The sequence below is a fragment of the Archangium primigenium genome, assembly GCF_016904885.1.
Classification (GTDB): domain Bacteria; phylum Myxococcota; class Myxococcia; order Myxococcales; family Myxococcaceae; genus Cystobacter; species Cystobacter primigenius.
The window spans coordinates 5,645,819-5,657,953 of record NZ_JADWYI010000001.1; the positions used below are offsets into that span (position 1 = coordinate 5,645,819).

The window sequence follows — 12,135 nt, forward strand, 5'->3', positions numbered from 1 at the left end:
GGGAAACGGATGGGACTGAAGCCTAGAAGAAGCCGCCGATGAAGTCGGACACCATGGAGACGCCGGCGCCCACCTGGCTGACGATGGGGATGTTGGTGGCCGAGGCGATGGAGCCCAGCGCGGTGATGCCGCTGGTGATCTTCGTGCCCAGGCTGGCGTTGGGGTCGCGCAGGTTCTTCACGAAGGTGGCCGAGTCCACGATGGCCATGCCCACGTTGGCGCCCGGCACGAAGCGGGCCGCGGACTTGGCGGCCGTGCGCAGGCCGGAGCGGGCCGCGGCCTCGCCCACGCTCTCGGCGGCGCGCGCGGCCATGCGGGCCGGCGCGGAGTGGGTGACGGCCTGGGCGGCACGGCCCGCCGCGCCCGCCACGCGCGCGCTCACCGCCGGCGCCACGCGCTGGGCCACGTTGCCCACGGTGTTCAACGCGCCGCGCACGCCGGGGATGGCCTCGAACACGCCGCGGCCGGCCTGGACGGCGCTCTTGGTGGAGTCGATCGCCTTGGAGATGTCCGCCGGGTTGAAGCCGCGCACGGCCTTGCCGATGTCACCCAGGGCGCCGCCCACGGTGCTGGCCGTGCTGCGCACGTTGCGGCCGAAGTCCACCAGCGTGTTCACCGCGCCGCCCAGGCCACGGGTGTTCTGCCGGAGGGTCTGCAGGCCCCGCGCCACCGGCGTCTGGGCCGCGCGGGTGAGCAGGCGGCTCGCGCCGTCCTTCACGCGGTCCAGGCCCAGGCGGTTGGCCACGTTGCCCGCCGTGGTGGCGGCGCGCTGGAACGTCTGGCCCACGCGGGCGGCCGCCCGGGGGAACGTCTTGGAGAAGTCCTGGCCGATGGCGCGCACGGCGTCGCGCGCCTCGCGGCCCGCGGTGACCACGTCCCCGACGGAGCGCGCGGCGTTGTAGCCGGAGTTGAGCGCGCTGCCCACCGACTCCAGGCTGGGGTTGCGGATGGCCTCGCGGACATCGCGCATCGCGGTGCCGGCGTTGGTGGCCACGTCGCGCACCTTCTCGCCCAGGCCGAGCACCTTCTCGGCGTTGCCCAGGCTCCGGGCGGCAAATCCCGCGGTGCGCCGGAACGCTTGTGCGGCGGGGTTCTGGGTGACGCGCGTGGCAAGTCGCTGGGCGGTGTCCGCCACGCGGGTCAGTCCGGTGCGCTGGGCCACCTGGTTGGCCACGCCCGCGGCGCGCTGGTACGTCTGACCGAGGCGCTGGGCGGCGCGGGGGAAGGTGCTCTGGAAGTCGTTGCGCAGGGTGCGCGCCGCGTCCCGGACGCCAGCGGCCTTGGCGACGACCTCGCCGCCCGCGCGCACGGTGTCCGCCACGGAGCGAGCCGCCGTCAGGCCCTGGCCGAGGTCCCGGTTGCGCACGGCGTCGCGCACGTCGCGCACGGCCGTCCGCGCCTGGGTGGACACCTTCTGGACGCTCTGCTTGAGCTCCTGGACGGGCTTGGCGCGCTCGAGCGCGCGCTGGGCGAGGCCCCCCGCGCGCGAGAGCGTCTGGGTGACGGGGTTGTCGAGGGCGCGCGTGGCCACCTTGGAGGCGGTCTGCTGCACGCGCTGGGTGGCGACCTGGGCGGCGGCCCTCGCCACCGGCGCGGCGGCCTGCGTCACGGCGCGAGCGGCCGGGGCGATCCGGCTCGCCTGCTGCCGCGCCACGTTGGCCACGCGGTTGGCGATGCCACCGAGCACGCCGCCCGCGGAGGCCGCCGCCGCGCGGGGCGCCGGACGGGCCACGGCCTTGGCGGTGGTGCTGGCCACGCGCGCGGCGGTGCGGCCCACGGCCGCGGCGGTGCGGCCCAGGTTGGCCAGCGGGCGCGGCGCGGCGGCCTTCGGGGTGAAGGTGCTGGCGGCGCGCGCGGCGATGGGGTTGGCGCGCGCGGCGGGCCGGGGCGGCGGCGGGGGCGGAGGCGGCGGACGGAACAGACGGCGGGTGAGGTTGCGACCGATTCCGAGCAGGGACATGGCTTCCACCTTGGAAGTTGAGAGGAAGTTCCATTATCGCCTCCCCCCTCCCGAAGTTTCCTTGGGAAGCGAGAAGTGGGGAGGATCCGGGTCTTGGCGCGTCGCGTCAGGCGCGGACGGACAGGTCCGCGCCGAGGATCACGTCCTCGAGCCAGTCCGCGTACCAGGTGAGGAAGTCCGGCGCGGCGTGCACCCGGGGGGTCTGCCACACCTCGCACAGCTGGCACAGCCGCCCGCGCAGGGGGCCATTGAGGATGAGGACGATCTCCTCGCCACAGCCCACCTGGACGAGCGGCAGCGTGCCCTGGGAGGGGGACCAGACATCCTGATCGAAGCGCGCCTCCCAGTCCGGCCCGCCCATGAGCTCCAGCCAGCGCGTGTCCTCGGCGTCTCCGGGGGGCAGCTGCTCGAGCACCGGACAGGGCGCCCGCATCCACCGCCCGTAGTCGGCGCGGGCCTCGGCGCTCTTGCGCGACAGGCCCCAGGGGCTGTCCAGCCCATAGAAGGGCCCCGCGCCCTGCACGCCCAGTTGGGTCAGGAACGTGCGGTAGGCCCCGGGCAGCTCCACCTGGAACGCCGCCTCCCACTGGTGCACGGCCTCCTCGGACACCGGGGGCGACAGCTCGAAGCGGTGCTTGCGCGCGCCGAAGAAGTGGCCCCGTGCCGCGCCGCCGCGCGCGTCGCTCGCGCGCCACACGTCCCGCGCCACGCCGAGCCGGGTGCGGATGTGTCGAACGAGGGCGCGGGAGTCTTCCATAGGGAGGCGGGATTCTTGCCCGAGCGCGTCCGGGTTGCCATCCCCCCCCTCCCCCCTCCCGCTCACGCCCGGGACACCCCGGGGCCCGTGCTCGTATTGATGTAGCGCGCCATGCGCACCTGGAGCGGCCGGGGCAGCAGCCGCATGAACCACGTGCCGAGCACGCCCCGCAGGCCGGGCACCACCTGGGCCTGGTTGCGGCGCACGGCCCGCCACCCCACCTCGGCCACCACGCGCGGCTCGCTCCGGCCGAACGAGCCCTGGAAGAGCCGGGGCCGGCTGTCCTCGGCCGCCCGGGCGGCGAACTCCGTCTCCGTGTAGCCCGGGCACAGCGCCGTCACGTGCACGCCCGTGCCCCGCATCTCCTCGTGGAGGGCATGGGAGAAGGACAACACGTACGCCTTGGTGGCGTAGTAGACGGCCATGAGCGGCCCGGGCTGGAAGGCGGCCATCGACGCCAGGTGCAGCACGTACCCGCGCCGCCGCGTCACCAGCGCGGGCAGGAAGGCATGGGTGAGCGCGGTGAGCACCCGGACGTTGAGATCGATCATCGCCAGTTGCGGCTCCACGGACAGCGAGGTGAAGGCCCCCGCCAGGCCACTGCCCGCGCTGTTCACCAGCACCTCGACGTCCAGCCCGCGGGTGCGCACCTCGCGCACCAGCTCGTCCACGCCCTCGGGCGTCACCAGGTCCACCCCCACCACCACCGAGGGCGTGCCGTGCGCTTGCAGCAGCGCGTCCGCCAGCTCGCGCAGCGCCTCGGTGCGCCGGGCCACCAACACCAGCGCATAACCCTCGCGCGCGAGCACCTTCGCCAGCTCCCGGCCAATCCCACTGGAGGCCCCCGTCACCACCGCGTATGCGCGTCTCATGGGGCGCACCCTTTCCCGGCGCCAAGGGGCCGTCAAGGGAGTGACGCGGCGCTTCCCGGAGCGCACTCCGGGTGCTGGCGCGGCCCGGGGACTGCTACCCGCGGTCGAGAATCCGCTCCACCGCCTCGCGCACGGGCGCGGCCAGCCGCTGGTAGTCCGGGCCGATGTCCTCGGCGAAGTCCACCCGGTAGCCGCTCGTGCGCGCGCGCGCCTCGGGCAGCCACGCCGTGTGCAGGGTGTAGGGCAGCCGGAAGCCCTCCGCCCCCAGGCGCGCCACCGGGCCCGCCGAGAGCCGGTCCGCGCGGAACAGCCACACCTCGGTGTCCTGCTCGCTCCACACGAGCGCCTGCAACCACCCCTCCCCGTCGCCGGGAATCCACGTGGGCGAGGAGGCCACCCGACCCCCGCCCAGCGCGTACCCGTCCGTCACCTCCATGCGCCCGAGCTCCACGCGCACGAGCGCCGAGGACTTGCGCTCGCGGGGCAGCTGCGCCGGGGGCACCACGCGGTGCGGGTGGTTGCCATAGAGCGCCATCATGCGCCGGGTGAGCGCGCCGGGCTCGAAGCCCGAGTAGGCGACCCAGGCCGTGTGGTGACGGCCGAGCGCCTGGGGCCGCTGGTCGCGCGCGAACAGGCCCAGGCCCCACAGCTCGGGGCTGAGCACGCGCGTGTGCGACTCCACCTCGCCCGAGTCCACGTGGAGCACGTAGCGGCCGAAGGGGTTGAGGTCCGCCTGGGTGGGCAGGCCATACAGGGCGGGATCCACGGGCTCGCCGGTGAGGTACTGCACGTCACCGGGGGCCACCACGGTGGGCAGCTCGATGGCGTTGGCGTGCGCGAGCCAGAGCGTGAGCCGCTCGCCATCGTCGTCGTAATCCGCGAAGATGTGGGCCCCCTCCAGGGGCACGCGGATGACCCGCGCCTCGACCTCGCGCGCCCCGTCCACGAGGTCGCGTTTGCGCACGATGGCGATGTCCGTGTACGGGTTCTGCGGCAGCGCGCGCGGCAGGCCCCAGCGCTCGCCGGGCTCCTGCGGGTAGACGGCCGAGTCGGTCCACACGAGGAACGAGCGCGTGGCGAGCACCTCGTGGATGTACTGGGAGAACGGCGCGCCGTTCACGTGCCAGCGCTGGAGGGCGCCCTCCCCGTCCCAGCGGCACACCCAGGTGTCCAGCGCCTTGCGCGACAGCGAGGTGCCGTGCAGCGGCTGGCTCGTGGTGTTGGTGGTGTACAGGCGCGACTCGAAGGGATCGAAGAAGGGGTGCGCCGGCGACATGACGAGCGGCTGGACCACGCCCGGGGCGGTGATCTTCCACTCGCTGAGGGCGCCCACGGGGGTGACGTACGCGAGCGCGCGGGGATCCACCTCCACGGGCCGACCCGCGTCGAAGGTGGCCAGCAGCCGCCCGTCCTGAATCGGCACCAGGGCGGTGTTGGCGGCGTTGGGCACGGGCCCGAACATCGGCAGGAAGCGGGGATCCTGGAAGAGCTCGCGCGGCAGTTGGGAGAGGACCTGGAGGCCCTCGGTCATCACCCGACCCGTGTGCCAGTGCAGGCGGCCCTCGACGGGCGCCAGGTCCAGGCGGTGCAGGGCCCCGGGCCCGAAGAAGAAGGGCTGACCCGGCAGGGGCGTGGGCCCGATGACGAACGTGTGCCCCGGGAGCCCCTCGGGCCAGCGCCCCTCGCGCACCTCGAGCCGCAGGGTGCCCGGCGGCAGGCCGGGCGCGCGCATCATCCCACCGGATACGGACATGGACACCTCCTGGGGCGATCAACTTCTTCACCCCCGCCTCCGTTCCCTCCGGGGCGCCGCCCGCCCGGCTCCCGCCCGTCCAGCGGAGTTCAGGCTCCGAGGGCAACGGAGTCGATGACGCGGACGTGACTCGAAAAGGCACCCTTCCCTACTTGACTTTAAACATCCCGTCCGGTTGATTGGATGGTGACTCGGGAGGGAACACACGTGGCGGACGAGAAGCGCGGCGGACAGGACGAGGGCGTGGGGCCGTTCGAGTTGGGTCGGAGCTACGACGAGGTGGGACCCGACCTCGGACGTCTCCATGAGGCCTGGCACGCGCGGACGGGCCGGCCGGCCCTGCGGCTCTACCTCACGGAGCAGATGGACTGGAGGCCCTCGGGGCGGTGGGCGGTGCGGATCGCCTGCCAGCCGCCACCCGGAGACACCTCGGCCGCGCCCATCACCCTCCAGGTGGATGAAGCGCCTCCGGGCGTGCCCACGAAGGAGTTGGCGAACGTGCTGGTGCTGACGTCCGCCGCGCTCACCCGCGTGGAGGGCAATGCCCGGCTCGGCGCCCACCTGGGCTCGGGACGCGATGGCGGACCTTCCTCATCGAGGCGACTCCGGGGGCGCCTGCCCCTGGCACTCGCCCTGCTGGCGGGAGGAACCCTGTTGGCGCGGCCGCACATGTCTCAGGTCTGGGAACACAGGGCGGGCGGAGAGGCGCTCCGGGATGAGCACAGGTTGATGTACCTGGGGAACGCGGACCCGCTGGCAACGCTCGGCTATCCCATGCCGGACAAGCCCTTCCGCCATCAGGCCGTGCCGCCTTGTGTGCGCAGGAAGGTGGTCGTGGAGATCAACGGCGGATGCTGGGTGGAGGTCGCCCAGAAGCCGCCCTGCGACGAGGACCAGGCCGAGCACCAGGGCAAGTGCTACATGCCCAAGGCGAAGCCGCCCGCCGAGCCCCGTGCCGTGGAGCCCTGACGACGGTGCCTCCCGCTCCTGTCCTCGCGTTCCCCGCGATGCTCCACGGCTCCATTGGTGCCATCCGGCGTCAGGTGAGAACGCAGGGCCAACAATGGGCGAGGGCGTATCTCGAGACCGGGGGTTTCACCCTTCCCCGGCGATGGTCCAGGTGCCATCTGAAGAGCCCTTGGTGATGCATTCGGCGGCCGAGTTCGAATTCATGGACCGTCCGAGTTGGCGGCTCCACATGTTCGTCGACGTCTTCATGGAACTGGCGGAAGGCGTTCCGGACAATCAGCGGCAGCGTGTCGAGGAATCCTTCGAGACCTTCTGCCTGGGAACACCGTGGGGCGCGCTCTACCATGCCATCTCCCCTCCCCCGCAACGAGACGCGGAGCACATGGCCACGCGTCTCGCCGCGCTGCTGCGCTTCTGGGACGTGCTCCAGGGGCCCCGCTACGCGTACAGGGTTCCCGACACCCACCACACCCTCGATGCACTCATCGCGTACATCTACGGCCTCACCCTGGAGGCGTGGTGCCCTCGCGAATCGGCCTCGGTGCGCGAGCACCTGGCGCGGACCGTGGAGCACATGGCCCGAGCGACCCGTGAGGACTGCTTGGAAGCCATCCTCCGGGTGGCGCCCTCCTTGGTCCGGATGAACACGGACCTCCAGAACCGCGAGCGACTCACCGATCCCGTCTTCCTGCGCGAGGGGCTCGCCGCGCTCTCGCCTGGAGACTTCGCCTCGCTCTCCAGCGCCGACCGCTACGCGGTGAACGGACAGCTCTACGCCTGGGACAGGGCCCTGGGACGGCGTTGACCCCGCGCGCATCGGGTTGCGCCAGGACGCCTCCGGGTCTTATGAGCATGGGCGCGGTGAACCCGGGAGCGCGTGAATGAAGCCCGTGAAGATCGACATTTTCTCCGACGTCGTGTGCCCGTGGTGCCTCATCGGCACCGAGCGGCTGAACAAGGTCCTCGTGTCCCAGGGCCTGCGGGAGACGGCCCAGGTGCGCTACCACGCGTTCATGCTGCGGCCGGATGCTCCCGAGGGCGGCACCCACCTGCGCGAGGAGCTGCGGGCCAAGTACGGCGCGGATCCCCAGGCCATGTTCGCCCGGGTCGAGGCCGCCGCGCGCGAGAGCGGCCTCGCGCTCGACCTGTCCCGGCAGACCATGAGCTACCCCACCGTGCGCGCCCACACGCTCCTGCGCCACGCCCACGCCAAGGGCACCCAGGAGGCCCTGGCCCGCGCGCTCTTCGAGGCGCACTTCCACGACGCGCTCGACATCTCCTCGCCGGACGTGCTCCAGCGCCTCGCGCGCGCGCACGGCTTCACCGACGAGGAGACGCTCCGGATCCTCCAGGACACCGAGGAGCTGGCCACCACCCGCGCCGACGCCGACGAGGCCCGTCAGCAAGGCATCCAGGGCGTGCCCTTCTTCATCTTCAATGATCGCCTCGCCCTGTCCGGGGCCCAGCCGGAGAACGTCTTCCGCGAGGCCCTGCGGCAAGCGCTCCAGGAATAAGGCGAAATCGCCGCGCCTCGGAGGGCATGCGGCCACTCGGGCCCGCGCGGAGGCCTGGGCGGACGGTGGCTACCTTGGCTCCCACCACCGGACGATGCCCGCGCACGTCCGGCCACGAGGGGGGCGCACGGATGAACGGGCTCGGCCACAAGGCAGCGCGACTCAAGGAGCAAGGCGATCAACTCGGGGAGCGGGCCTTGCGCCACCCCTGGGTGGAGAAGCTCGCCCGCCTGGGTTACCTGGCCAAGGGCGTGGTGTACGCCGTGGTGGGTGTCCTGGCGCTCCAGGTCGCCTTCGGTCAGGGCGGAGAGATGACGGACACGCGCGGGGCACTGGCCTCGCTGGCGCGGGAGACCTGGGGCTCGGTGCTGCTCGCGGTGCTCGCGGTGGGGCTGATGGGCTACGTGCTCTGGCGCGTGGTGCAGGCGTGGATGGACCCGGATGACAAGGGCACGGGGCCCAAGGGGATCGCCGTCCGCGTGGGCTACCTGGTGAGCGCGGGCATCCATGCCTCGCTCGCGCTGGCGGCGCTCAAGCTCGCGGTGGGCGCGGGCGGCGTGGGCAAGCACGGAGACCAGAGCGCCCAGTCGTGGACGGCGCGCCTGCTGTCGGAGCCCTTCGGTCAGGCGCTCGTGGCGGTGGTGGGCCTGGTCATCGCGGGCGTGGGGGTGTGGCAGGTGCGCAAGGCGTGGACGGAGAAGTTCCGCGACAAGCTGCGGCTGGGCGAGCTGGACGCCCGGCACGCCGCGTGGGTGATGCACGTGTGCAAGGGCGGCATCATGGCCCGGGGCGCCGTGTTCGTGCTGATGGGCGTCTTCTTCCTGCTGGCGGCGCTGCGCTCCAACCCGCGCGAGGCGCGGGGCCTGGATGGCGCGCTGGCGGCGCTCGCCGAGCAGCCCCATGGCACGGTGCTGCTGGCGATCGCGGCGGCGGGACTCGTGGCCTACGCGGTGTACATGGCCGTGGTGTCCCGCTACCGCCGCTTCGTCGACGCCTAGTACTTGAGACCAAAGGCCGCGGCCTTGGCCTTCACGCCGCTCATGACGCTGGCGTCGAAGGCGTCGTCCTTGTCCGCCACGTTCTTGGCGCGCCAGCTGTCGCGCTGCTCGGCGAGCGTGGCCGCGCGGGCCTCCAGCGCCTTGCGCTCCTCGGCGAGCTGCTGGACCTTCTGCTGGCGGGCCGGGGCGTCCAGGGCGCGCAGCTCGGGCGGCAGCTCGTCGTCCTTGACGCCCGCGAGCGCGTCGGGCCGCGCCGTCAGGTCCACCGCGCCGCCCACCGCCGCGGGTGCGCTGCTCACCGCCGCCGGGGCCGCCGCGCCCCCGCCCTCGCTCGCGCCGCGCGTCTTCTTGAGGAACTGGATGCGCTCGGCCGCGGCCTCGGGGGCCAGGGTCGCCATCTGTTCGGCGCGGGCCGCGTTCATCGCCCGCACCTCGCGCCGCCCGGCGTAGAGCACCTTGCCGGCCAGCTCCGCGTTCACCTTGGCCAGCTCGGCGTCATAGGGCGTCGCCACCGCCACCATGCCGCCGGACTGCGCCAGCGACTCGTAGCGCCCGTCCGTCGTCTTCGCGGCGTACTTCCACGCCGTCTCCGTCTCGCCGTCGTCGCCGCAGCGCACCGTGTTCACCACGATGTGCTTGTCCGCCGCCTTCTTCACCCACGTCTTGAAGTCCCAGCCGTCCTGGCGCGCGGCGGGAGGCGCATCGCCCACCAGGAAGAGCAGCTTCATGGTCTCGCGGCGCTCGTCCCAGGACAGCTTGGACACGGCCTCGCCGAGCCCCCGCCCCACGTGCTCGGGCGTGTCGCCGCCGCCGTCCGCCTCGAGCTTGCGCAGCTCGGTGAACACGCTGTCCAGATCCTCGGTGAGCTCGAAGCGCCGGGTGACGTAGGTGTCTCCCTCGTCCCGGTAGGCCACCAGGCCCACGCGCACCCGGGGGGTGGGCTTGCCCTGGGCGATGCGCGAGGCGATGGAGAAGATCTTCTGCTTGGCGCCGTCGAGCAGCCCGCCCATGGAGCCCGTGGTGTCCAGCACGAAGACCAGGTCGATGCGCGGCCGCGAGTCCTGCGCGGGCTGTTGCGGCGCCTTGGGGAGCACGGGCTTCTTCATGGGCTCGGCCACCGGGGCGGGCTTGGGCGTCTCCGCGAAGGCCAGAGGAAGGGCGAGCGTGGAGAGGGCGAGCGCGGCCCCGGCGAGGGGGCGCGAGAAGGGCTTCAAGGTCATGGTGGGAGGTCCGGGTCGAGCCGCCAGCCGTCAGGGCCGTCAGCGGGAGTGAGGGCTGTAACGGACGGGCCGCGCGGCGGATCTACCGCCGGTTGACGAAAAGACACCCGGGGGTTTATAGGTCGCTTGACCAACTTATGAAGACCTCGCTGACGACGCCCCGGAAGCTCGGCCTGCTCACGAGCCTCTACCTCTCGCAGGGGTTGCCCTATGGCTTCTTCACCCAGGCGCTGCCGGTGCTGTTGCGCGAGCAGGGCCTGTCCCTGCCGGCCATCGGGATGACGCACCTGTTGGCCCTGCCCTGGGCGCTCAAGTTCCTCTGGGCGCCGTGGATGGACCGGTACGGCTCGGAGACGTGGGGGCGGCGGCGCGGCTACATCCTGCCCTTGCAGGCGCTGTCGGCGGCGTTGCTGCTGGGGCTGGGGCTGTCCGAGGGCACGGTGGGCATGCCGGTGTTGATGGGGGCGGTGCTGCTCGTCAACCTGCTGGCGGCCACGCAGGACGTGGCGACGGACGGGCTGGCGGTGGAGCTGCTCGCGCCGGCCGAGCGGGGCTGGGGCAACGGCATCCAGGTGGCGGGCTACCGCGTGGGGATGATCCTCGGGGGCGGGCTGATGCTGCTCGTCTTCGCGCGGCTGGGCTGGCGCCCCACCCTGTGGAGCCTGGGCGCGATGCTGCTCGTCGCCACGGTGCCGGTGGCGCTCTTCCGCGAGCCACGCGGCCCACCGCCCGCCGCCCGCGCCGCGAGCGCGTGGCGCTGGCTGGGCGAGTCGCTGGCGTACTGGGGCCGTCGGCCCGGCATGGGGGCGTGGTTCACCCTGCTCGTGCTCTTCAAGGCGGGCGAGAGCATGGCGTCGGGCATGGTGCGCACCTTCCTGGTGGACGTGGGGCTGGGCCTGGAGCAGGTGGGCTGGATGCTCGGCTTCGTGGGCTTCACCACGGGGCTGCTCGGGGCACTGGGCGGCGGCGCGCTGGTGAACCGGCTGGGCCACCGGCGGGCGCTGCTCGTCTTCGGCACCTTCCAGGCGGTGGCCGTGGGCCTCTATGCCCTGGCGGCGCGGGGGGGCGCGTCGCTGCCGGTGCTCGCGCTCGTGTGCGGCGTGGAGCACCTGGCCAGCGGCATGGCCACCGCCGCGCTGTTCACCGGGATGATGGACCTGTGCCGCCCGGAGCACGCCGCCTCGGACTACACGCTCCAGGCCTCGCTGGTGGTGCTGGCCACGGGCAGCGCGGCGGCGGTGAGCGGCTGGAGCGCCGAGGCGCTGGGCTACGCGGCGCACTTCACGCTCGCGGCGGCGGTGTGTGCCCTGGCGGTGGCGTGGGTGGCGGCGACGGTGCGGCCCGGGACATTGGCGCACCCGGACGTGGCGCCCTGATATGAAGCACATGAAGTGACGGAGAGCCACGTCAGCGGATCAATCCCACTCTAGATGCTGGCCGTGCTCCTGCGGCTATGCTCAAAACGTTCCGGCGTCCATATCCTCCAGGGCCATTTCTGCGCGGCCACGGTAGAAGGGCACGACCTCCACGGAGAGAACGTCACGCATTTGTTGACGTGCTCCATCGAGGTTCCCTTGATCCCGCAGGCGGTAGGCTCGGTGCAGAGCATCCCCATACCGAATCCCCCCGTCCCGGATGCGCTGGCGGATCTCCCGGAGCAACGTCGTAGCGGTGGATCGACTGTACAGAGCGCTTTCAGCGTCCCGCTGGCAGATGGCCACTTGCAGCCCGGTCCGAGTAAGAAGGGCGCGCGTTTCGTCTGTGAGTTCTAACGGGGTGCCCCGATCAAGAACCTGCTGCGCCAATGCTCGCAGATCATCCCAGTCTGTTTCTTCCGTCATGCGCCTATCTCCTCCTGCGCCGGTCACACCTATTGAAGGGCCAATCACCCTGTTGCCCCTCGCAGTATCGCAGGCAATCATCACATCTACCCGACCACCCCTCTTGCTGGCAGTCGTAGTAGTACCGCATGCAACGCTGTTTCCACTCCGGCAGGGAAGCGTTATTGGCGAAGTCGTCTTCGTCCTCGTCCACATCGGAGCGCACGGCTCTCAGCACCTGCTCGACCTCGGAGGGAGAGGCGCCACAAGCC

At 72.3% G+C, this 12,135-nt stretch carries 11 protein-coding genes; 5 read left to right on the top strand and 6 right to left on the bottom strand.

Annotated features, from left to right (window positions below; genetic code table 11):
* Positions 1–22: 22 nt before the first annotated feature.
* From I3V78_RS23110 to I3V78_RS23125, 4 genes are all read right to left on the bottom strand, one after another.
* Complete coding sequence (locus I3V78_RS23110; protein ID WP_204490620.1) at positions 23–1,960, bottom strand: hypothetical protein; 1,938 nt, start codon at positions 1,958–1,960, stop codon at positions 23–25.
* A gap of 106 nt (positions 1,961–2,066) precedes the next feature.
* A complete protein-coding gene (locus tag I3V78_RS23115; protein ID WP_204490621.1) occupies positions 2,067–2,717 on the bottom strand; it encodes an SMI1/KNR4 family protein in 651 nt (216 codons plus the stop codon).
* A 62-nt stretch (positions 2,718–2,779) separates the two neighbouring features.
* A complete protein-coding gene (locus I3V78_RS23120) occupies positions 2,780–3,589 on the bottom strand; it encodes an SDR family NAD(P)-dependent oxidoreductase (RefSeq protein WP_204490622.1) in 810 nt (269 codons plus the stop codon).
* A 94-nt stretch (positions 3,590–3,683) separates the two neighbouring features.
* Positions 3,684–5,342 carry a carotenoid oxygenase family protein gene (locus I3V78_RS23125; RefSeq protein ID WP_204490623.1) on the bottom strand — a complete coding sequence of 553 codons (1,659 nt, stop codon included), beginning with the start codon at positions 5,340–5,342 and terminating at the stop codon, positions 3,684–3,686.
* 207 nt (positions 5,343–5,549) lie between these two features.
* Between I3V78_RS23125 and I3V78_RS23130 the strand changes: the two genes are divergently transcribed.
* From I3V78_RS23130 to I3V78_RS23145, 4 genes are all read left to right on the top strand, one after another.
* Positions 5,550–6,311 (top strand): hypothetical protein, encoded by a 762-nt coding sequence (locus I3V78_RS23130; protein ID WP_204490624.1) that lies wholly within the window; start codon positions 5,550–5,552, stop codon positions 6,309–6,311.
* 202 nt (positions 6,312–6,513) lie between these two features.
* The gene (locus I3V78_RS23135; RefSeq protein WP_338023717.1) at positions 6,514–7,116 is read left to right on the top strand and encodes a hypothetical protein; all 603 of its coding nucleotides are present in this window, start codon (positions 6,514–6,516) and stop codon (positions 7,114–7,116) included.
* Positions 7,117–7,192: 76 nt separating this feature from the next.
* Entirely contained in the window at positions 7,193–7,825 is a 633-nt protein-coding gene (locus I3V78_RS23140; RefSeq protein ID WP_204490625.1) for a DsbA family oxidoreductase, read from the top strand.
* Between the two features lie 131 nt (positions 7,826–7,956).
* Positions 7,957–8,823, top strand: a complete 867-nt coding sequence (locus I3V78_RS23145) for a DUF1206 domain-containing protein (protein WP_204490626.1) — start codon at positions 7,957–7,959, stop codon at positions 8,821–8,823.
* Here I3V78_RS23145 and I3V78_RS23150 read toward each other — a convergent pair.
* Complete coding sequence (locus I3V78_RS23150; RefSeq protein ID WP_204490627.1) at positions 8,820–10,043, bottom strand: vWA domain-containing protein; 1,224 nt, start codon at positions 10,041–10,043, stop codon at positions 8,820–8,822. The genes I3V78_RS23145 and I3V78_RS23150 overlap by 4 nt on opposite strands.
* Before the next feature lie 137 nt (positions 10,044–10,180).
* Between I3V78_RS23150 and I3V78_RS23155 the strand changes: the two genes are divergently transcribed.
* Positions 10,181–11,419, top strand: coding sequence for an MFS transporter (locus I3V78_RS23155; RefSeq protein WP_239576545.1), 1,239 nt, complete (start codon positions 10,181–10,183; stop codon positions 11,417–11,419).
* Positions 11,420–11,500: 81 nt separating this feature from the next.
* Here I3V78_RS23155 and I3V78_RS23160 read toward each other — a convergent pair whose 3' ends face one another.
* A complete protein-coding gene (locus I3V78_RS23160; RefSeq protein ID WP_204490628.1) occupies positions 11,501–11,884 on the bottom strand; it encodes a DUSAM domain-containing protein in 384 nt (127 codons plus the stop codon).
* Between the last annotated feature and the right edge of the window lie 251 nt (positions 11,885–12,135).